This is a genomic window from Telluria sp. RB2R28 (assembly GCF_059685835.1).
Genome location: NZ_JCASIK010000005.1, coordinates 1 through 20,044 on the forward strand (window position 1 = coordinate 1; position 20,044 = coordinate 20,044).

General features: G+C 64.8%; 18 protein-coding genes. 8 read left to right on the forward strand and 10 right to left on the reverse strand.

The window, feature by feature from the left end; genetic code table 11:
* Positions 1 to 565: 565 nt before the first annotated feature.
* From gatB to gatC, 3 genes are read right to left on the reverse strand one after another with little or no spacing between them, the layout of a single operon-like run.
* Positions 566 to 2,026 (reverse strand): Asp-tRNA(Asn)/Glu-tRNA(Gln) amidotransferase subunit GatB, encoded by a 1,461-nt coding sequence (gene gatB, locus AC56LV_RS18215; protein ID WP_499559706.1) that lies wholly within the window; start codon positions 2,024 to 2,026, stop codon positions 566 to 568.
* Between the two features lie 32 nt (positions 2,027 to 2,058).
* A complete protein-coding gene (gatA, locus tag AC56LV_RS18220) occupies positions 2,059 to 3,534 on the reverse strand; it encodes an Asp-tRNA(Asn)/Glu-tRNA(Gln) amidotransferase subunit GatA (RefSeq protein WP_499559708.1) in 1,476 nt (491 codons plus the stop codon).
* A gap of 49 nt (positions 3,535 to 3,583) precedes the next feature.
* Complete coding sequence (gene gatC, locus AC56LV_RS18225) at positions 3,584 to 3,883, reverse strand: Asp-tRNA(Asn)/Glu-tRNA(Gln) amidotransferase subunit GatC (RefSeq protein WP_183556676.1); 300 nt, start codon at positions 3,881 to 3,883, stop codon at positions 3,584 to 3,586.
* Positions 3,884 to 4,200: 317 nt separating this feature from the next.
* Here gatC and AC56LV_RS18230 point away from each other — a divergent pair, with 317 nt between their 5' ends.
* From AC56LV_RS18230 to AC56LV_RS18255, 6 genes are all read left to right on the forward strand, one after another.
* Complete coding sequence (locus AC56LV_RS18230) at positions 4,201 to 5,244, forward strand: rod shape-determining protein (protein WP_183556678.1); 1,044 nt, start codon at positions 4,201 to 4,203, stop codon at positions 5,242 to 5,244.
* A 99-nt stretch (positions 5,245 to 5,343) separates the two neighbouring features.
* Positions 5,344 to 6,477 (forward strand): rod shape-determining protein MreC, encoded by a 1,134-nt coding sequence (gene mreC / locus AC56LV_RS18235; protein ID WP_499559710.1) that lies wholly within the window; start codon positions 5,344 to 5,346, stop codon positions 6,475 to 6,477.
* 6 nt (positions 6,478 to 6,483) lie between these two features.
* Entirely contained in the window at positions 6,484 to 7,002 is a 519-nt protein-coding gene (gene mreD / locus AC56LV_RS18240) for a rod shape-determining protein MreD (protein ID WP_183556682.1), read from the forward strand.
* Positions 7,003 to 7,036: 34 nt separating this feature from the next.
* Positions 7,037 to 9,025: a penicillin-binding protein 2 gene (gene mrdA / locus AC56LV_RS18245; RefSeq protein ID WP_499559712.1), complete on the forward strand. Its 1,989-nt coding sequence runs from the start codon at positions 7,037 to 7,039 to the stop codon at positions 9,023 to 9,025.
* 3 nt (positions 9,026 to 9,028) lie between these two features.
* Positions 9,029 to 10,147, forward strand: coding sequence for a rod shape-determining protein RodA (rodA, locus tag AC56LV_RS18250; protein WP_499559714.1), 1,119 nt, complete (start codon positions 9,029 to 9,031; stop codon positions 10,145 to 10,147).
* An 18-nt stretch (positions 10,148 to 10,165) separates the two neighbouring features.
* Positions 10,166 to 11,203 carry a septal ring lytic transglycosylase RlpA family protein gene (locus tag AC56LV_RS18255; RefSeq protein WP_499559716.1) on the forward strand — a complete coding sequence of 346 codons (1,038 nt, stop codon included), beginning with the start codon at positions 10,166 to 10,168 and terminating at the stop codon, positions 11,201 to 11,203.
* Positions 11,204 to 11,230: 27 nt separating this feature from the next.
* Here AC56LV_RS18255 and AC56LV_RS18260 read toward each other — a convergent pair whose 3' ends face one another.
* The 7 genes from AC56LV_RS18260 to argS form a co-directional block, all read right to left on the reverse strand.
* A complete protein-coding gene (locus AC56LV_RS18260; protein WP_499559718.1) occupies positions 11,231 to 12,007 on the reverse strand; it encodes a PEP-CTERM sorting domain-containing protein in 777 nt (258 codons plus the stop codon).
* Positions 12,008 to 12,211: 204 nt separating this feature from the next.
* Positions 12,212 to 12,934, reverse strand: coding sequence for an SPOR domain-containing protein (locus AC56LV_RS18265; RefSeq protein WP_499559720.1), 723 nt, complete (start codon positions 12,932 to 12,934; stop codon positions 12,212 to 12,214).
* Positions 12,928 to 13,665, reverse strand: coding sequence for a type III pantothenate kinase (locus AC56LV_RS18270; RefSeq protein ID WP_499559722.1), 738 nt, complete (start codon positions 13,663 to 13,665; stop codon positions 12,928 to 12,930). Before AC56LV_RS18270 ends, AC56LV_RS18265 begins: the two co-directional genes overlap by 7 nt.
* Positions 13,662 to 14,426: a biotin--[acetyl-CoA-carboxylase] ligase gene (locus AC56LV_RS18275; protein ID WP_499559724.1), complete on the reverse strand. Its 765-nt coding sequence runs from the start codon at positions 14,424 to 14,426 to the stop codon at positions 13,662 to 13,664. Before AC56LV_RS18275 ends, AC56LV_RS18270 begins: the two co-directional genes overlap by 4 nt.
* The gene (locus tag AC56LV_RS18280) at positions 14,423 to 15,208 is read right to left on the reverse strand and encodes an SDR family oxidoreductase (protein ID WP_499559726.1); all 786 of its coding nucleotides are present in this window, start codon (positions 15,206 to 15,208) and stop codon (positions 14,423 to 14,425) included. Before AC56LV_RS18280 ends, AC56LV_RS18275 begins: the two co-directional genes overlap by 4 nt.
* A 6-nt stretch (positions 15,209 to 15,214) precedes the next feature.
* Entirely contained in the window at positions 15,215 to 15,877 is a 663-nt protein-coding gene (locus AC56LV_RS18285) for an SPOR domain-containing protein (protein WP_499559728.1), read from the reverse strand.
* A gap of 33 nt (positions 15,878 to 15,910) precedes the next feature.
* Positions 15,911 to 17,623, reverse strand: coding sequence for an arginine--tRNA ligase (gene argS, locus AC56LV_RS18290; RefSeq protein ID WP_499559730.1), 1,713 nt, complete (start codon positions 17,621 to 17,623; stop codon positions 15,911 to 15,913).
* Positions 17,624 to 17,832: 209 nt separating this feature from the next.
* On the opposite strand from argS, the gene rsmB reads away from it, so the two are divergent.
* Positions 17,833 to 19,422, forward strand: a complete 1,590-nt coding sequence (gene rsmB / locus AC56LV_RS18295; protein ID WP_499559732.1) for a 16S rRNA (cytosine(967)-C(5))-methyltransferase RsmB — start codon at positions 17,833 to 17,835, stop codon at positions 19,420 to 19,422.
* 43 nt (positions 19,423 to 19,465) lie between these two features.
* Positions 19,466 to 20,041: a DUF4390 domain-containing protein gene (locus AC56LV_RS18300; RefSeq protein ID WP_499559734.1), complete on the forward strand. Its 576-nt coding sequence runs from the start codon at positions 19,466 to 19,468 to the stop codon at positions 20,039 to 20,041.
* The last annotated feature ends 3 nt before the right edge of the window (positions 20,042 to 20,044 follow it).

Consider the following 20,044-nt stretch of genomic DNA (forward strand, 5'->3'; position numbering starts at 1 on the left):
ATTGCTCTTGAATTCGCTGGTGTGAATAGTCCGCTTGGGCGAGGGTTTTGTCGTTTTATCCATGGTGACTATTGTCTCCTATTACGGATGTCCACGAAACCCGGGATACCTCAGAGTAGAATTGTTGGGCAATTACCCAAAGTTGCCAAACAATTCGACTCTGACCCTAATTTTGATTGGCGGAAACTCTTGCAAATTAATGAGGGTCAGAGTCGACTTATTGGGCAATTACCGAATGTTGTCAAACAATTCGACTCTGACCCTCATTGTTTATGTGCTTGCAGGAATCGATTTATTTTCCGCTTGGAATATCGCTTGCCAGTTTGATGAATTGACCAGGAATCGGACCAGCTTTCCTACTTTGCGGACAGTTTGGGCCATCCAGACAAATAGGGTCAGAGTCGAATTGTCGGGCAATTGCTCGCGCTCGCCCGATAAGTGGGGACATAGTGGCAAGGCTGGGCAATTAGTGCGGGTAAAAATGAATCAGGGTCAGCGTCGGATTGCTGGCAATTGTGGGCAATTGCTCAATAATTCGACTCTGACCCTAATTGAGGAGAAAGGGTTAGCTGGTCAGCTTTTTCTTCAGCAGTTCGGTCACTTGCGCTGGGTTGGCTTTGCCTTTGGAGGCTTTCATGGCCTGGCCGATCAGTGCGTTGATCGCTGCTTCTTTGCCGGCGCGGTATTGTTCGACGGATTTGGCGTTGGCGGCCAGGACTTCGTCGACGATGGCTTCCAGTGCGCCCGTGTCCGAGATCTGTTTCAGGCCTTTCTGGTCGATGACGGTGTCGGCCAGCGCTTCGTCGTCCGATTTGGCGTCCCACATTGCAGCGAAGACTTCCTTTGCGGCCTTGTTCGAGATCGTGCCGTCGGCGATGCGCTTGAGCAGCAGCGCCAGTTGCGCGGCGCTTACGGGCGAAGCTTGCAGCTCGACGCCTTCGCGATTCAGTGTCGACGACACGTCGCCCATCATCCAGTTGGCGGCCGACTTCGCGTTTTCCTTGCCGGCTTTCGCCACCACTGCTTCGTAGTACGTCGCCATCGTCTGCGACGAGGTCAGGACCAGGCTGTCGTATTCCGGCAGGCCGTATTCGCCCGTGAAGCGTGCGCGCATGGCGCCTGGCAGTTCCGGCATTTCCGCTTTCACGCGCTCGATCCAGTCCTGGCCGATCGCCAGCGGCGGCAGGTCAGGGTCGGGAAAGTAGCGGTAATCCTGCGCGTCTTCTTTCGTGCGCATCGAGCGCGTTTCTTTGCGGTCCGGGTCCCACAGGCGCGTGGCCTGGATGACCTTGCCGCCGTCTTCGATCAGCTCGATCTGGCGCCGCACTTCGTAATGGATCGCTTCTTCCATGAAGCGGAACGAGTTCAGGTTCTTGATTTCGCAGCGCGTGCCGAATTCCTGCTGGCCGACCGGACGCACCGAGACGTTGACGTCGCAGCGGAACGAACCCTCTTGCATATTGCCGTCGCAAACACCCAGCCACATCACCAGCGAGTGCATCGCCTTGGCGTACGCCACCGCTTCGGCGGCGCTGCGCATTTCAGGTTCGGACACGATCTCGAGCAGCGGCGTACCGGCGCGATTCAGGTCGATCCCGCTCATGCCCGCATAGTCTTCATGCAGCGACTTGCCCGCGTCTTCCTCGAGGTGGGCGCGGGTCAGGTTGACCGTCTTCATCTCGAGCTTGCCGTCTTTTTCGTAGGCGAAGGACAGCGTGCCGCCCTGGACCACCGGATCGGCGAACTGGCTGATCTGGTAACCCTTCGGCAGGTCGGGATAAAAGTAGTTCTTGCGCGCGAAGACCGACTCCGGCGCGATGGTGCCGCCGACCGCCAGGCCGAAACGGATCGCGCGTTCGACCGCGCCGCGGTTCAGCACCGGCAGCACGCCTGGCAGCGCCAGGTCGACCGGGCTGGCTTGCGTGTTTGGCTCGGCGCCGAAACGGATCGCGCTGCCGCTGAAGATTTTCGATTGGGTCGTGAGCTGCACGTGGTTCTCAAGACCGATGACGACTTCCCATTGCATAGTGTTCTCTCTTTGTTCTGTGTCGGCGCGAATCAAACGCCGTCCGGCGTGCGCGTATGCCAATCGGTCGCGAGCTGGTACTGGTGCGCGATGTTGAGCAGCCTGGCTTCGGCGAAGTAGTTGCCGATGATTTGCAGGCCGACCGGCCGCTTGCCATTCTTCTCGCCGGCGCCGAAGCCGCATGGGATCGACATGCCGGGCAGGCCCGCCAGGCTGGTCGAGAGCGTGTAGATGTCGGCCAGGTAGTTCGCCACCGGATCGTTCGACTTCGCGCCCAGGTCCCACGCCACGGTCGGTGCGACCGGGCCCATGATCACGTCGCACTTGTCGGCAAACGCAGCCTGGAAGTCGTCGGCGATCAGGCGCCGGATCTTCTGCGCCTGCACGTAATACGCATCGTAGTAGCCGTGGCACAGCACATAGGTGCCCACCAGGATGCGGCGCTTGACCTCCGTGCCGAAACCTTCGGCGCGGGTTTTGCGGTACATGTCCTGCAAATCCTTGTACTCGCTGGCGCGGTGGCCGTAGCGCACACCGTCAAAACGCGACAGGTTCGACGAGGCTTCCGCCGGCGCGATGATGTAATAGGTCGGGATCGACAGCGCGGTCTTCGGCAGCGAGATGTCCACCAGCGTCGCGCCCAGTTTCACGAACTGTTCGAGCGCCGCGCGCACGGCGGCTTCGACGTCGCTCGCCAGGCCTTCGCCGAAATACTCGGCTGGCACGCCGATGCGCAGCCCGGTCAGCGGGTGATCCAGCGCGCGCGTGTAGTCTTCCGCGACGTTGCCCTGGTCGACCGTCAGGCTGGTCGAATCGCGCTCGTCGAAGCCGATCATTTCATTCAGCAGCAGCGCGCAATCCTCGGCGCTCTGGGCGATCGGGCCGCCCTGGTCGAGCGACGAGGCAAACGCGATCATGCCGAAGCGCGATACGCGCCCGTACGTTGGCTTGATGCCGGTGACGCCGCAGAACGCGGCCGGCTGGCGGATCGAGCCGCCAGTATCGGTGGCGGTGGCCGCCGGCGCCAGGCGCGCAGCGATCGCTGCCGCCGAGCCGCCCGACGAGCCGCCTGGCACTGCCGTCGTGTCCCATGGATTCTTCACTGCGCCGTAGGCCGAGTTTTCATTGGCCGAGCCCATCGCGAATTCGTCGAGGTTGACCTTGCCCAGCGTGACCATGCCGGCATTGCGGAAGCGCTCGACCACGGTGGCATCGAACGGGCTGACGTAGCCCTCGAGCATCTTCGAGCCGGCCGTCGTGCGCCAGTCGCGCGTGACGAAAATATCCTTGTGCGCGATCGGCACGCCGGTCAGCGGGCCGGCCGTGCCGGCGGCGAAGCGCACGTCGGCCTCGGCGGCCTGGGCCAGCGAGCGCGCGTGGTCCACGTGCAGGAAGGCGTTATGCTCGCTGGCGTCGATGCGGCCGAGGTAGTGGCGCGTCAGTTCGGTGCTCGAGATCTGCTTCGAGTGCAGGAGCGCGGACAGCTCCTTGAGGGTCTTGTTATGCATGTGCGTGTCGATTCTAAAAGCGGATTCGTGAGCGATTCAAAAGCCGGGATTACTCGATGACCTTCGGCACCAGATACAGGCCGTCCTGGGCTTTCGGGGCCGGTGCCTGGTAATCGTCGCGGTGGTTCTGTTCGGTCACCACGTCGTCGCGCAGGCGCAGCGGCAAGGCGAGGATCGCCGACAGCGGCTGCGCCAATGGCGCCACGCCGGTGGTGTCGACCGCCTGCATCTGCTCGGCCAGCGCGAAAATGCCGTTCAGCTCGGTCAGCGCGATCTCGGCATCGGCCTCATTCATTTCGAGCTGGGCCAGGTTGGCAATGCGTTTTACGTCAGATAGGGTCAGGGACATGGCAAGGTGGCGCGGCCCAAGGCTGCGCAGAATGTGATTAGGCGAATAAAGAATGTTAGCAAGTTGTCAGCGAACAGCATTTTAAAGTTGATAAAACCCTTCAAATATCGCGCAAACCGCTTGCAATTCGGTGGGGAAATCCACCTGTATTGGGCATGTAAACGACAAATTATAAGGTAGAATGGCGGGCTAATGCGTTGTCGTGCCGAAAGCTATGGCTCCCGCGCAATGAAAGTCCGCGGTGCCCTCGGTTGGCAGGTGCGGCACAGAATCCCCGATCAATGTTTAGGCGCACATTGATGCGCATCAGGACACCCATGTTTGGTTTTTTACGCAGCTATTTCTCGAACGACCTCGCCATTGACCTCGGTACCGCCAACACGCTGATTTATGTGCGCGGCCTGGGTATCGTCCTGGACGAGCCGTCGGTCGTCGCGATCCGCCAGCAGGGCGGGCCAAATGGCAAGAAGACGATCCAGGCGGTCGGCAAGGAAGCCAAGCAGATGCTGGGCAAGGTGCCGGGCAATATCGAGGCGATCCGCCCGATGAAGGATGGCGTGATCGCCGACTTCACCGTCACCGAACAGATGCTCAAGCAGTTCATCCGCATGGTGCACGAGTCCAAATTCTTCCGCCCGTCGCCACGCATCATCATCTGCGTGCCATGCGGTTCGACCCAGGTTGAGCGCCGCGCCATCCGTGAATCGGCCCTTGGCGCCGGCGCCTCGCAGGTGTACCTGATCGAAGAGCCAATGGCCGCGGCCATCGGCGCCGGCCTGCCAGTCTCGGAAGCAACCGGCTCGATGGTCGTCGACATCGGCGGCGGCACCACCGAAGTGGGCATCATCTCGTTGGGCGGCATGGTCTACAAGGGATCGGTGCGCGTGGGCGGCGACAAGTTCGACGAAGCCATCGTCAACTACATCCGCCGTAACTACGGCATGCTGATCGGCGAACAGACCGCCGAAGCAATCAAGAAGGCGATCGGCTCGGCGTTCCCGGGTTCGGAAGTCAAGGAGATGGAAGTCAAGGGCCGCAACCTGTCCGAAGGCATCCCGCGCTCATTTACGATCTCGAGCAACGAGATCCTCGAAGCGCTGACCGACCCGCTGAACCAGATCGTCTCGGCCGTGAAGAACGCGCTGGAACAGGCTCCGCCCGAACTGGGCGCCGACATCGCCGAAAAGGGCATGATGCTCACCGGCGGCGGCGCACTGCTGCGCGACCTGGATCGCCTGCTGATGGAAGAAACCGGCCTGCCGGTGCTGGTGGCCGAAGACCCGCTGACCTGCGTGGTGCGCGGCTCGGGCATGGCGCTGGAACGGATGGACAAACTCGGTTCCATCTTCTCGTACGAATAAGCCGCACGTGGTCTTCCAGGACGGGCAGGGCGTGCGGTCACAAGCTGCGCGCATCTGCCCGTCTTGATATGAACTCCCGCGTTACCACCACCAGAGCTCATGGAATATAGTCCTCCGCCGCTGTTCAAACAAGGCGCGCCCGCGCGTGTCAAGGTGACGGTGTTCGCGCTGATCGCGATCGTTCTGCTGGTGGTCGATGCCCGCATGGGGCTTCTTGCCGGTGTGCGTACGGTCGCTGCGACCGTGCTGTACCCGATGCAGATGGCCGCCATGCTGCCGCGCGATGCGGTGGGCAATATGGGCGTCTATTTCTCGTCCGTCTCCACGCTGCAAAAGCAGGTCCAGGCGCTGAAGAACCAGGAGCTGGCCCAGGCCCGCCTGCTGCAGCAGGCGCAGTTCCAGATGGCCGAGAACATCCACCTGCGGCGCCTGATGGACGCCAAGCAGCAACTGCCCGTGCAATCGCAGATGGCTGAAATCCTGTACGACGCGCGCGATCCGTCGACGCGCCGCATCGTCATCAACCGCGGCTCGCGCGACGATGTCACGCCTGGCCTGCCGGTGATCGACCATGCTGGCGTGGTGGGGCAGGTCACGCGTGTGTTTCCGTTCACGTCCGAAGTCACGCTCCTGACCGACAAGGACCAGGCCATTCCCGTCCAGGTGCTGCGCAGCGGTTTGCGCAGCATCGTCTACGGTCGCGGTCACTCCGGCCAGCTCGATCTGCGCTTCGTGGCCCAGGATGCCGACATCCAGGTCGGTGACGTGCTGGTCACGTCGGGCCTGGACGGCATGTACCCGGCCGGCCTGGCCGTGGCGCGCGTGACGCAGGTCGAAAAAGCGACCGGCTCGTTCGGCCGCGTCGTCGGCCTGCCGCTGGCCGGCATCGACCGCAACCGCCAGGTGCTCGTGATCATGTCGAACCACGCCTTGCCGGCGCGCCCGCCGCAGGAAACGCCGCCAACCGGCAACCGCCGCAAGCTGCCGGCAATGGCGCCGGTGCCGACGCCGCCGTTGCCCGCCTCGCCATTGCCGGCCGCTGGCGCACCAGCGGCCGTGCAGTCGCCGGTTGCGCCGGCGACGCCGGTCACCCCGGGCGCCGCGCCAACGACGACGCTGACCACACCTGTGCCGGCTGCAACGACACGCGCCGCCACTGCACCGGCGGTCCGGGCGCAACCTGCACCGACGCCAGTCGCACCTGCGCCGGCAGCACCGTCACCAACCCGATAAGCGACCATGCCAGGTAACCGCCCGCATTACATCCTGCTGCCCGTCAGCCCGCTGTTCATCACGTTCAGCCTGGTGTGCGCCTTCATGCTCAACCTGATGCCGTGGGGCCGCTGGCTCGGCGCGCCCGACTTCGTCGCACTGGTGCTGGTCTTCTGGGGCATCCACCAGCCGCGCAAGGTCGGCATCGGTGTCGCCTTCTGCATGGGCCTCCTGATGGACGTGCACGATGCGAGCCTCCTGGGCGAGAACGCGCTGGCCTATACGCTGCTGTCGTACTTTGCCATCATGATCCACCGCCGGGTGCTGTGGTTCCCGACGCTTACCCAGGCCATGCACGTGTTCCCGCTGCTCCTGATGGCGCAGGCGATCCAGCTGATCGTGCATTTCATCGTCTCCGGCCGCTTCCCGGGCCTGTTGCAATTCATCGAAAGCGTGGTGGCGGTGATCCTGTGGCCCGTGATCACCTGGCTGCTGCTGGCGCCCCAGCGCCGCGCGGTCGACCGCGACCACACCCGTCCGATCTGACGATCCGAATCGACCTGAATCGACCCATACGCGCATGACCGAATTCAAAGACAGCGATCGCGAGATCCACCAGTTCCGGATGCGCCTGACGGTGCTGATCGCCCTGGTCTTCATTTGCTTTGGCCTCTTGGTCGCGCGCGTCGTGTGGCTGCAGGTGCTGCACCACGACCAGTACGCGGCCCAGGCCGAGGACAACCGCATCGCGCTGGTGCCGATCGTGCCCAACCGCGGCCTGATCGTCGACCGCAATGGCGTGGTCCTGGCGCGTAATTATTCGGCCTACACGCTCGAACTGACACCATCGAAGCTGCAGGCGAACATGGAATCGGTGATCGACGAACTGGCCAAGCTGGTGCAGATCGAGCCGCGCGACCGGCGCCGCTTCAAGCGCTTGCTGGAAGAGTCGCGCAGCTTTGCCAGCGTTCCGCTGCGCACGCGCCTGACCGATGACGAAGTGGCGCGCTTCACCGCGCAGCGCTTTCGCTTTCCTGGTGTCGAAGTGCAGGCGCGCCTGTTTCGCCAGTATCCAATGGGCGAGGTGGCCTCGCACGTGATCGGCTATATCGGCCGCATCAACCAGAAGGAATCGGACGCGCTCGAAGAGAGCGACGACGCGGCCAATTACAACGGCACCGACCACATGGGCAAGGAAGGCGTCGAGAAGCGCTACGAGCGCCAGCTGCACGGCCAGACCGGCTATGAGCAGGTCGAGCGCTCCGCTGGCGGGCGCGCCATCCGCACGCTGCGCCGCACGGCGCCCACGCCGGGCAGTAACCTGATCCTGTCGATCGACATCGAACTGCAAAAGATCGCCGAAGAAGCGTTCGGCGACCAGCGCGGCGCGCTGGTGGCGATCGAGCCGGCCACCGGTGACGTGCTCGCGTACGTGTCGCGTCCCGGCTTCGATCCGAACCTGTTCGTCGACGGCATCGATACCCAGAGCTGGAACGAACTCAATACCTCGCTCGACAAGCCGCTGATGAACCGGCCGCTGTCGGGCACCTATCCGCCTGGCTCGACCTTCAAGCCGTTCATGTCGCTGGCGGCGCTCGAGCTGGGGTTCCGCCGGCCGCAGGATGCGATCCGCGATCCCGGTTTCTTCATGCTGGGCGGGCACCGCTTCAACGACGACAAGCCGGGCGGCCACGGCATCGTCAATATGTACCATTCGATCGCCCACTCATGCGACACCTATTACTATCAGCTGTCCAACGAGATGGGGATCGATAACATCTCGAAGTTCATGCGCGAATTCGGCTTTGGCCAGCCGACCGGGATCGACCTCGATTACGAAAAGACCGGCGTGCTGCCCTCGAAGGAGTGGAAGGCCGAGCGCTTCAAGCGCAATCCTGCGGCCCAGAAGTGGGTCGGCGGCGATACCATCTCGGTGTCGATTGGCCAGGGCTTCAACAACTACACCATGCTGCAACTGGCGCATGCGACCGCGATCCTGGCCAACAACGGCGTGGTGATGAAGCCGCACCTGGTCAAGATGATCGAGGACGGCGCCACCCGCGAGCGCACACTGACCGTGCCGAAGGAAACCCGGCGCCTGGCCATGAAGCCCGAGCACATCGCCTTCATCAAGGATGCGATGGCGGGCGTGATCCGCGAAGGCACCGGCCAGAAAGCCTTTGCCGGCGCCCTGTACACCGCCGGCGGCAAGACCGGCACCGCCCAGGTGATTGGCCTGCGCGGCAAGAAATACAATGCCAACGCGATCGATGAACGCCATCGCGACAATGCACTGTTTACCGTGTTTGCGCCGGCCGAGCAGCCGCGTATCGCGCTGGCGATGGTCGTTGAAAACGCCGGCTTTGGCGGGGCCGTGGCCGCGCCGATCGCGCGCAAGGTGCTCGATTACGCCATCCTGGGCAAGCGCCCGGCGCCGCCGGCCGAACCAAAAAAGGCCGAGCGCCCCGTCACCGTCAAGAAGACCGCGCCAGCACCAGCACCAGCGCCAGCGCCCGTGACCGCACCGCTCCAGACGGCCAGCGCACCCGCCGTCACCCGAACCGAGTAAACCATGGCCCATATCCCAGAACGGCGTTCGCTGCGGCGGCGCCTGCGCCCCTATTTCACGGTGTTCGACCTGCCGCTCACGCTGATCCTGGCGGTCCTGGTCACGATCAGCATGGTCACCATGTCGTCGGCCGGCGCCGACTTCCCGGACCGCGTTGAGCACCAGATCCGTAACTTCCTGCTGTCGTTTGCCGTGATGTGGATCGCCGCGAACATCGCGCCGCAAACGCTGATGCGCCTGGCGGTACCGATCTATACCATCGGCGTGGCGCTGCTGGTCGCAGTGGCCATGTTTGGCCTGATCAAGAAGGGCGCGCGGCGCTGGCTGCACATCGGCGTGATCGACATCCAGCCGTCCGAGATCATGAAGATCGGCGTGCCCCTGATGCTGGCCTGGTATTTCCAGACCCGGGCCCAGGTCGCGGGCTGGAAGAATTACCTGGCCGCCGGGGCGCTCCTGATGATCCCGGTGGCGTTCATCATGAAGCAGCCCGACCTGGGCACGTCGCTGCTGGTGGCATCGTCGGGGCTGTACGTGATCTTCCTGGCCGGCCTGTCGTGGAAGGCCATCGCCGCCGTGTCGGTACTGGGGCTGGCCAGCCTGCCGGTGGGCTGGTCGATGATGCACGATTACCAGCGCGAGCGGGTGCTGACGCTGATCGATCCTACCTCGGACCCGCTGGGCAAGGGCTTTCACATCATCCAGTCGATCATTGCGATCGGCTCCGGTGGCGTGAGCGGCAAGGGCTATATGAAGGGCACGCAGGGTTACCTGGAATTCGTGCCCGAAAGGACCACCGACTTCGTGTTCTCGGTGTATTCGGAAGAATTCGGCCTGATCGGCAACCTGTTCCTGCTGTTCGTGTACCTGCTCCTGATCGGGCGCGGCCTGATGATCGCGGCCAATGCAGCCAATACTTTCGGGCGCCTGCTGGCCGGGTCGATCTCGATGATTTTCTTTACCTATGCCTTCGTCAACATGGGCATGGTGGCGGGCATCCTGCCCGTGGTCGGGGTGCCGCTGCCCTTCATGAGCTATGGTGGCACTGCCTTTATCACACTCGGCCTTGGCGCCGGCATATTGATGAGTATTCAAAGACACCGTAAACTGGTGAAGACTTAACTAGCAGGAGGACTGCCAATGGGCGTTCGCAAAAACATCCCGGCGGTCGTAGTGGTTGCCTTTCTTGTCACGGCGTGCAGCAGTACCGGTGAACACAAGCGCTTGTCGCCATTCCCGTGGCCGCACAAGCCCACCGCCAAGCATGGCCCCGCGCCCAAGCTGCCGCCCGCCAATTCAGGGCGGGGCGGCTACTACAAGGACGACGGCCCGGGCGAGAATCCGCCCGACGGCCTGCTCGAGACGCCCGACGCGGTCGTCGTGGCCGAACCGTTCAACAAGTTCACCAGCCGTCCCTACACGGTGCTGGGCAAGACCTACACGCCGCTGGGCAACGATGAACGGTTGACCCAGCGCGGCATCAGCACCTGGTATGGCAAGAAATTCCATGGCCAGCGCACGGCCTCCGGTGAGCTCTACGACATGTACAAGATGACGGGCGCACACCCGACATTGCCGATTCCGTCGTACGTGCGCGTGACCAGCCTGGAAAGCGGGCAGTCGGTGGTCGTGCGCATCAACGATCGCGGCCCGTTCCATTCCACGCGCATCATCGACGTGTCGTACACGGCCGCGCTGAAACTGGGCCTGCTCGGTAACGGTAGCCACGAGGTCGAGATCGAGCGCCTGTTCCCGGGCGATCCGATCGTCAATCCGGCGCAGATTGCCGCCGCGCGGCGTGAAGCGACATCGCAGGCGCAATCGGCGCCGCCCGAGATCGCCGCGCTGATGCTCGAAGACCGGGTGCAGTCCGACAGCGGCGCCGTCGTGCGCCTGGTGGAGCCGGCAACACCTGCGGCACAAGCGGCATCGGCCGCGCGCGCCACGACGGGCGACTATTACATCCAGCTTGGCGCCTATGGCCGCACCGGCACCGCCGAAGCGATCAGCGACCAGATCGCGCGCGCCGGCGTGGACGTGGGCACGCTCGAGGTGGTGAAGGTGGGGGCATTCAATCGGCTGTACGGCGGGCCGTATCCGACCCGCGCCGAGGCGGTCGAGGCGATGGACGCGCTGCCGGCTTCATTGGGATTGAAGCCGATTGTCGTGCGGCGCTGACGCCTCGCCGGATCGTTCCGAACCGTTTTATACGGCTGCGCGCTTGCGGCGGCGACGCACGGCGCCCAGACCGGCCAGACCGGCGAGCGCCAGCAGGATGCTCGATGGCTCCGGCACTTCGGCGGACGCCTCGACTTCCGTGTAATCCAGCAGCAGCTGTGAATTGGTCAGAATCAGGTCGCCCGCGATTTTCAGATTCAGCGTCAGCTGGTCGCTGCGCAGCAGTTCGTCGATGATCGAACCGTTCGAGATGATACCGCTGATCGTGAAGGCGCCGGTGTAGTCGCGGGTAATGGTCGTCGTATCGGTCCAGCTCTTCGTGTACAGATCATAGCAAGCGTAGAAGTTGCAGCCTCTGCCTTCGTATTTGACCTGAAGCGGGCTCGATGCGGTCGTGCTCGACTCAAGCAATGACGTGCTGCCCGTCCCGAGAACGACGCCGCCGATCGACAGCGCGGCGCTTTCCTGCTGGCGCGTGCGCTCTACCGTTGCGTAATTGGTCAGGTACCGTGCGTAGCTGATCGAGGTGTGGGGACGCCAGCCCGTCATGTTGCTGCCGGTGGAGACCGGTGCCGACGTCGTATACGTATCCGTTCCATCGTCACGGAACGAGAACGAATACGTCAGGCTGTTGACCGTGTAGTCGGCCGGCAGGAACGACTTGCCACTGAACACGGCGCTGTAGTTGTTATTGGCCAGGTCGCTCGACGCGAACGCGCCGGTCATGGCGATGGGGGTGGCCAGTGCTGCAGCGGAGATGGTGCACAGGGTGGTCAGCAAAGCAGTGGTGATCAGTTTTTTCATGGCAAGGTTAAGGTTTAATTTAAGAAACAATTATTTGTATATAGCAATTGTTATGCCAACTGAGCAACTCATTGATTATAAACAATCTTATTTTCTTAAAAAAATTTAGTGTAAAGAAATTCGACACTTTTTCGCGCCTGCGCAATACGCATGGACGAAAAAAAGCGCACCCGCAGGTGCGCTATCGATGGACTGCTAGGTGGTTCAGCTGCAGCGAGTAAGGGCGACGCCACTGTAGTTGTCGGCAATGCCAGTCAAGCGGTCGCGCTCGGCAGCATCGATCTGGCGATACTGGTAGCCGGCGCGCGTCACTTGCGGTCCGCGTGGCAGGATGCGCACGCCGCGCACGCCCTGGCGCTGCAGGTCGGCCACGAGCTTTTGCGCCGCGCCGTCCGACTTGAACACGCCCAGCGAAATCGCATACCGCAATGGCGACGTGTCGTTTTGCATGATGAAGAAGTTGGTCACACCGCGTTCCTTCAGCTCGGCGACGCGGCGCTGGGCGCCTTCGCGGCCACCGTTCGGCGGCAGGTAGACGAGGCGGCTCGTCACTTCCTGGTACGGGATCTCGATGCGCGACTGGCGCGGCGCCAGGCCAAGCCGTGCGACACGGGACTCGAAGCGGCGGGCATCGGCCGTACTGAACGGGCCCGCCTGGACGCAGGCGACCAGATCCCGGGCAACCGGCGCTGGCGCAGGCTCGGGCAGTGGCGCAGCCACCTCGGCTTGCGGCGCTGGTGCAACGCTCGCCGTCGCCGCCTGCCTGGCCTGCGTTGGCGTGAGCTGCTGCATGCGTTCGGGCGCGAGCTGATTCTTCAGGCGCGCGGGCTCGCGCGCCGCATCTGGTGACTGGCCGAGCAGGCCCTGGCCATACGCCAGCAACACCCCATTGGCGCCCAGCAGCGCCCAGAACACGAATTTCAGCACTGCATATCTCCCGTCGAGCCGGCGGCTGCTGCATGCAGGCCGACCAGTACGATGTTATCGACCACCTGGTACCCAACCTTGAGGGCCGGCGCGATATGGGGCGCGGCGCCGCCCGAGACGATGCAGAAGGCGCCGCCCAGGCCAGCCACCGCACGCTCGATCGCGCCCGCCTGCGCCGAGAGCAGGCCGGACAGGATCGCATCATGCGTGTTGTCGCCAAACAGCGGCGGCAGCGCGCCGGCGTCGACCTGCGGCAGTTGCGCCGTATTGCGCGCCAGGCTTGCGGCCATCAGGGCCAGGCCGGGCAGGATCATGCCGCCGATGAAGTGGCCGTCGGCGCGTACCGCGTCGACCGTGGTCGCGGTGCCGCAGGTGGCCACGATCAGGTCCTGGCCGGGCACCAGCGCGCGCGCGCCAATGGCCGCGGCAAAGCGGTCGCACCCGAGCCGCGCCGGCTCGCGGTAGCCATTGGTGACGCCTGCGCGCTGCGGCGCGGACGCGAACCACTCGACCTGCGCATGCGCCGGCAGCAGGGCCGCGATGCGTTCGGCCAGCGCGGGCCCCGCCACATTCGAGACCAGCACACGCGTGGCGCCGGCCCAGTCGGACGCCAATGCATCCAGCCCGGCATGCGCTACTGCACCAGTGCCCAACCAGGCGCCAGGCGCCGCGCCGTCGTTTGCCAGCGCCCACTTCACGCGGGTATTGCCGGCATCGATCAGCAGCATCATGCTTTTACCCGCAGCGAGACGTCGCCGGCCATCACGGTGATACGGCCTTCATCTGTATCGAGCAGCAAGCGCCCGCTATCGTCGACACCGGCGGCGCGGCCTTCGTGCCGCACGACGCCCCCGTCGAGCAGGACGACGGTCTCGCCCTGCCACGCATGGCGCAGGTTCCAGCGCGCGCTGAAGGCGGCAAACCCGCGCATCGCAAATTCGCGCAGGCAGTCGGCCAGGCCGTCGAGGAGCGCCGCCATCAACGCGTCGCGGTCCATGCGCGCCAGCCATGGCATGCTGGCCGCGCTGCGGCCCAGCTGCGCTTCCATCTCGTCCGGCATCAACAGGTTCAGGCCGATCCCGATCACGGTCCAGGTGCCGCCGCCAGGGGCGGACTGGGTTTCGATCAGGATGCCGGCCAGTTTGTCGCCATCCTTGAGGACATCGTTCGGCCACTTCAGCTGTACCTGCTGGCCCAGCGTGCCAAGCGTGTCGGCCAGCGCCACGCCCACCGCCAGCGGCAGGCCAAGCAGCGCCTGTGGCCCGCCGTCGAAGCGCCAGGCGAGCGAAAACGTTAGCGAGCCTTCGGGCGACGACAGCCAGCTGCGCCCGGCGCGCCCGCGGCCGGCGCTTTGGTGTTCGGCCACCAGCAGCAGCGGGGCGGCAAGTGTGCCAGCGCGCGCGAGCAGGTCGGCGTTGGTCGACCCGGTCTGCGCGACGACTTCAACGGCGACGCCTGCGCGCGACAGGGCGGCGATGGCGGCGGCGTTCATGGCTGCTCCCGGCGCGGCTTGGTCGGTGCGCGTGCAAAGAGTCGGTCGAACAGGGCATTGGGCATCAGCCGTAGCAGCTTGGCGACAACGCCCATCTGCCACGGCAGCACGCGGTAACTATCGCCGCGCGCGATCGCAGCAACAGCCCGCGTGGCAAAGCGTTCGGGGGGCATCAAAAAGGGCATGGGAAAGCGGTTGGCACGGGTCATGGGGGTATCGATGTAGCCGGGCGCGATGGTTACCACGCGAATGTTCGACGGCCGCAGTTCCACGCGCAGCGCCTCGCAATAGCTGTGCAGCGCGGCCTTGCTGGCGCAGTAGGCGCCGGCCCCGCGCATGCCGCGAATGCCGGCCACGCTCCCGATGCCGACCAGGCGGCACGGCGTCGACTGGGTTTTCATGGGAGCGATGAACGGTGCGAACGTCGCCACCGTGGCATTCACATTGGTGGCGAAGACGGCGTCGAACACCGCCAGGTCATCGACCTGCTCGGTCAGCGTGCCCTGCGAAATGCCGGCACAGGCGATGACGATATCGGCGCCGCCGTTCACGGCAATGAAATCCTGCGCGGCGGCGGCGAGGGCCGCGCGATCGAGGACATCGACGGCATACACCTGGTGGCGCGAGGAATGGGGGAGCGATTGACGAAGTTGGTCGAGCGCGTCGCGCCGCCGGCCCAGGAGGCCCAGCGTCGCGCCGCGCGCGGCATATTCGCGCGCCAGCGCGGCGCCGATGCCGCTCGAGGCGCCGGTGATGAAGACGCGCTTCGCCGGCAGTGACATGCCGGATCAGCGCTGGTTGCGCACGATGGCGACGTCGATGCCGCTGTCGAGCAGCTTGGCGCGTGCGCGGTTGACGCCTTCGACCTGCGTGAACGGGCCGACGCGCACGCGGTGCAGCACGCCGCTGTCGGTCGTGCGGTCGGTGATGGCGGCCTCGAAGCCCAGCAGGGCCAGCTTGGCGCGGGTGTTTTCGGCGTCCGACATTTCGCGGAACGCGCCCGCTTGGAGGTAATAGATGTAGCCGTCGGTGACGGCGGCAGCCGCCGGCGCCGCAGCGACCGTGTTGACGGGCGCCGGCGATGGGGCCGTGGCCGGGGCGCGGCGCGGCGCCTGCATGCCGGCGATCGCGGCGCCCAGTGGATCGGCGTCTGCGGGCGCTGCAGCCGGGGCGGCCGGCGCTGCTGGTGGTGCACTTGGCGCCGGCTTGGGCGTCTCGCGCACCGGTGTGCGGCTGCCGTACAGCGGCTTGTTCGGATCGTTGGCCTGGCTCGGCTCGAGGTCGGCCGGGCGCCCCATCTTGTTGGAGCGATCGGTGAAGGGCGAGGCGCCTTTGGTGATCACGAGGGCGACCGCCACTGCGATGCCCAACCCGATGATCAGGCCGATGATGATGCCCGTCAGGGTGCTGCCGCGCTGGCGGAGGGGCGAGAAGGATCGAATGGCGGTCATGACGCTTTCTGGTTGGGCAGTGGGATGCAGTGATTACATTTTGTCCGGCGCCGACACGCCGATCAGCGCGAGGCCGTTGCGCAGCACCTGGCGCGTGGCTGCGGCCAGCGCGAGGCGGGCCAGCTTGAGCGGCTCGTCGTCGTCCAGCAGCCACTTGTGCGCGAAGTAGTAGCTGTGCAGGTCGCCGGCCAGTTCGCGCAGGTAGAACGCCACCTGGTGCGGGCCCAGTTCGCCCAAGGCGCGCTCGAGCACTTCAGGGTACGACGCCAGCTTGGCCAGCAGTTCGAATTCCTTCGGCGAGGTGAGCGGCGACAGGTCGACGCCTGCGAGCGAAGCGACATCGCCGCCCCAGTTGGCCAGCGCCGAGCAGATGCGCGCGTGGGCGTACTGGACGTAGTACACCGGGTTCTCGTCGCTCGTTTCGAGCGCGACGTTCACGTCGAACACGAACTCGGTGTCGGCCTTGCGCGAGATGAGGAAGAAGCGCACCGCGTCGCGGCCACGCGTGACGTCGCCCGCGCCCGACCAGTCGATCAGGTCGCGCACGGTGACGTACGAGCCGGCGCGCTTGGAAATCTTGACCTCTTCGCCGTCCTTCATCACGGTGACCATCTTGTGCAGCACGTAGTCGGGATAGCCTTGCGGGATGCCGATGTCCACGGCCTGCAGGCCGGCGCGCACGCGCGCGATCGTGCCGTGGTGGTCACTGCCCTGGATGTTGATCGCCTGGTCGAAGCCGCGGCGGAATTTCTGGATGTGGTACGCCACGTCTGGCACGAAGTACGTATAGGTGCCGTCAGACTTGCGCATCACGCGGTCCTTGTCGTCGCCGTAGTCGGTGGTCTTGAGCCACAGCGCGCCGCCGTCTTCATAGGTCTTGCCCGAGTCGACCAGCGTCTTGACGGCGGTGTCGACCTTGCCGTCGGCGTACAGCGACGACTCGAGGTAGTAGTTGTCGAACTTGACGCCGAAGGCCTGCAGATCCTGGTCCTGCTCGTTGCGCAGGTAGGTCACGGCGAAGCGGCGGATCGATTCGATATCGTCGACGTCGCCGCTGGCGGTGGCCGGCTCGCCATCGCTGGCGGAGACGGTTTTTTTGGCCAGGAAGTCGGCGGCGATGTCGGCGATGTAGTCGCCGTTGTAGGCGGATTCGGGCCACTCGGCGTCGCCGGGCTTGAAGCCGCGCGCGCGCGCCTGCACCGAGTTCGCCAGCGTGGCAATCTGCACGCCCGCGTCGTTGTAATAGAACTCGCGCGTGACGTCATGGCCCTGCGACAGGAACAGCGACGCCATCGCATCGCCCAGCGCGGCCTGGCGGCCGTGACCGACGTGCAGCGGGCCGGTCGGGTTGGCCGAGACGAATTCGATGATCACATGGTGGCCGGCGCCGCTGGTGCTGCTACCGAATGCCGCGCCCTGTTCGAGCACGCTGCGCGCGACCGATTGCTTGGCGCTGGCCGCCACGCGCAGGTTGATGAAACCGGGGCCGGCGATGTCGGCTGCGTCGATCAGGCCTTCTGCGCCAGGTTCAGCCAGCAGTGCGGCGACCAGGCGCGTGGCCAGTTCGCGCGGGTTGGTCTTGAGTGGCTTGGCCAGCTGCATCGCGATATTGCAGGCGATGTCGCCGTGCGACGGATCGCGCGGCCGTTCGAGCACCACGTTCGGGGTGAGATCGGTACCGGCAACGATCGGCGCGAGGGCGGCCTGGAACAGGGTAACGATTTGTTGTTTTTGTTGGGCGAGCATGGGAATGGTCGAAAATGTAATGAGGCGGCGCCTGGAGGTCAGGCAAACAGTGCACATTATACTAGCTTGATGGGCCGCTTTGGCGGGCTGCGGCGCCAGCGGCCAGCGTAGCACCCGCCATCAGGATAACCACAGCGGCCACTATATTAAGCGTCGTCAAAGGCATAACCGTTACAATGGGAGCCCATTTTCGCAACATTTTATTCGCCATGACTGACAAGCGTCCAACGCTCTCCCTGAAACCCAAGGCCAAGCCGGCGTCCGACCGGCGCGGCGCTGGCGCAGCGGGCCGCAAGCCGGCCCAGGCCGCCGAGCGCGGGCAACCACGCGCACAGGGACAAGGGCAGGGCAGTCAGGCGCAGGGCGAACGCGCACCGGCCCAGCCAGCATCGGCGTCCGGCTATCAGTTGAAGCACCACGTTGCGCGCCCGCCGCGCGAAGAGCCGCGCCTGCGCGCCAGTCATGAAGTCAAGGTCGCGCCGCAGCGCGACTACAAGCCCGACCTCAAATCCGACTCGCTGGCGCTGGCGCTGCTGGGCGCGGCCAGCGCTGTCGCCCGCGTGCAGGGCGGCATGGCGCTGCCGCAGGCGCTGTCGATCGTGTTCGGCGCCTATGACGTCACGCCGCAGACGCGCGGCGCGATCCAGGATATCGCCTACCGCACCATGCGCCAGCTGGGCCGCAGCGAAACGCTGCTGGGCCTGATGACGAGCAAGGCGCCCGAGCCGCCGATGCTGGGCGCGCTGCTGTGCGCGGCGCTGTCACTGCTCGACCCGCCCGAGGGCACGCCGGCGCCGTACGAAGCGTTCACCGTGGTCGACCAGGCCGTCACCGGCGCGGCGGCGCATCCCGATTTTGCGCATGCCAAGGCGATGGTCAATGCAGTGCTGCGGCGCTTCCTGCGCGAGCGCGAGTCGCTCGTCGAAGAAGCGTTGCGCACGCCGCTGGCGCGCTGGAATTATCCGCAGTGGTGGATCGACACGGCGCGCGCCGCCTACCCGCGCGACTGGGAAGCCGTGCTTGCCGCGGGCAACGCGCATCCGCCACTGACACTGCGCGTGAACCGCCGCCGGCAGGATGTCGCCGCGTATCTGCAGTCGCTGCAGGATGCCGGCCTGGACGCCGAGCAGGTAGGGCCGCACGCGGTGCGCCTGGCGCAGGCCATCAATGTGAGCCAGATTCCCGGCTTTGCCGAGGGCGTGGTGTCGGTGCAGGATGCCGGCGCCCAGCTGGCCGCGCCGCTGCTCGACCTGCAGGACGGCATGCGCGTGCTCGACGCGTGCGCAGCCCCTGGCGGCAAGAGTGGCCATATCCTCGAGACGGCGAACGTCGAACTCACGGCCGTCGACACCGATGCGCTGCGCCTCGGCCGGGTGGGCGACAATCTGGGCCGCCTGGGCCTGGCCGCGCAGCTCGTCACGGCCGATGCCGGCGCGACCGACTGGTGGGATGGCCGTCAATACGACCGCATCCTGGCCGACGTGCCGTGCACGGCGTCGGGCATCGTGCGCCGTCACCCGGATATCCGCTGGTTGCGTCGCAAGTCGGATACATCCCAACTTGCAACACTTTCAGCCAAAATACTCGACAACCTTTGGCAGATGCTGCTGCCGAATGGTAAATTGCTATTCGTGACATGTTCGCTCTGGCCCCAGGAATCGGAGGCGCAAGCGGCTGCCTTCGCGGCCCGCCACGACGCGGTCCGCCTCGATGCGCCGGGCCAACTGCTGCCCGTCGGTGGCGCCGGACAGGATCATGACGGTTTGTTCTACGCCCTGTTCCAGAAGAAAGCGGCGTGAAGTTCTTTTCACTACGCGCATTATTTAAGGCCCCGGCTCCCCCGTGACGTTACGATTTTTCCGCCTTCTCGCCTGTCAGTTGCTGCTGGCGATCGCGTGCGTTGCCATGGGCACGCCGGCGCAGGCGGCCGACGACATCGAAATCACCCGCGCAACCATCGAAGCGAGCGACGATGGCTACCGCCTGAACACGGCCTACAACTTCGAGCTGAACCACGGCCTGAAGGACGCGATCCAGCACGGGGTCCAGCTGCACTTCACCACCGAGATCGAACTCACGCGTCCGCGCTGGTACTGGCGCGACGAAAAGGCCGTCTCGCTGAAACGCACCATCCGCATTTCATACGACGTGCTCACGCGCCAGTATTACGTGGTCGTGGTGGGCTCGTTCCAGGAGCGCTTCCAGACCTTCGAGGACGCGATGTTCATGATCCGGCGCCCGACGCGCTGGCTGATCGCGCCCAAGGGCGCGCTCAAGGCCGGCGAAGTCTATGAAGTCTCGCTGCGTATGTTCATGGACCGCGAGTACCTGCAAAAGCCGTTGCAGGTCAATGCCTTCAACGACTCGGACTGGCGCCTGACCTCCAGCCGCAAGACGTTCACCTACCGTGCGGAGTGAAGT

Coding starts and splice junctions, on each gene's coding strand:
- rodA (WP_499559714.1), top strand. CDS start 9,029: ATGGCCCATATCCCAGAACGGCGTTCGCTGCGGCGGCGCCTGCGCCCC.
- AC56LV_RS18285 (WP_499559728.1), bottom strand. CDS start 15,877: ATGACCGCCATTCGATCCTTCTCGCCCCTCCGCCAGCGCGGCAGCACC.
- mreC (WP_499559710.1), top strand. CDS start 5,344: ATGGAATATAGTCCTCCGCCGCTGTTCAAACAAGGCGCGCCCGCGCGT.
- AC56LV_RS18255 (WP_499559716.1), top strand. CDS start 10,166: ATGGGCGTTCGCAAAAACATCCCGGCGGTCGTAGTGGTTGCCTTTCTT.
- argS (WP_499559730.1), bottom strand. CDS start 17,623: ATGCTCGCCCAACAAAAACAACAAATCGTTACCCTGTTCCAGGCCGCC.
- mreD (WP_183556682.1), top strand. CDS start 6,484: ATGCCAGGTAACCGCCCGCATTACATCCTGCTGCCCGTCAGCCCGCTG.
- gatA (WP_499559708.1), bottom strand. CDS start 3,534: ATGCATAACAAGACCCTCAAGGAGCTGTCCGCGCTCCTGCACTCGAAG.
- AC56LV_RS18230 (WP_183556678.1), top strand. CDS start 4,201: ATGTTTGGTTTTTTACGCAGCTATTTCTCGAACGACCTCGCCATTGAC.
- mrdA (WP_499559712.1), top strand. CDS start 7,037: ATGACCGAATTCAAAGACAGCGATCGCGAGATCCACCAGTTCCGGATG.
- AC56LV_RS18260 (WP_499559718.1), bottom strand. CDS start 12,007: ATGAAAAAACTGATCACCACTGCTTTGCTGACCACCCTGTGCACCATC.
- AC56LV_RS18270 (WP_499559722.1), bottom strand. CDS start 13,665: ATGATGCTGCTGATCGATGCCGGCAATACCCGCGTGAAGTGGGCGCTG.
- AC56LV_RS18280 (WP_499559726.1), bottom strand. CDS start 15,208: ATGTCACTGCCGGCGAAGCGCGTCTTCATCACCGGCGCCTCGAGCGGC.
- AC56LV_RS18275 (WP_499559724.1), bottom strand. CDS start 14,426: ATGAACGCCGCCGCCATCGCCGCCCTGTCGCGCGCAGGCGTCGCCGTT.
- gatC (WP_183556676.1), bottom strand. CDS start 3,883: ATGTCCCTGACCCTATCTGACGTAAAACGCATTGCCAACCTGGCCCAG.
- rsmB (WP_499559732.1), top strand. CDS start 17,833: ATGACTGACAAGCGTCCAACGCTCTCCCTGAAACCCAAGGCCAAGCCG.
- gatB (WP_499559706.1), bottom strand. CDS start 2,026: ATGCAATGGGAAGTCGTCATCGGTCTTGAGAACCACGTGCAGCTCACG.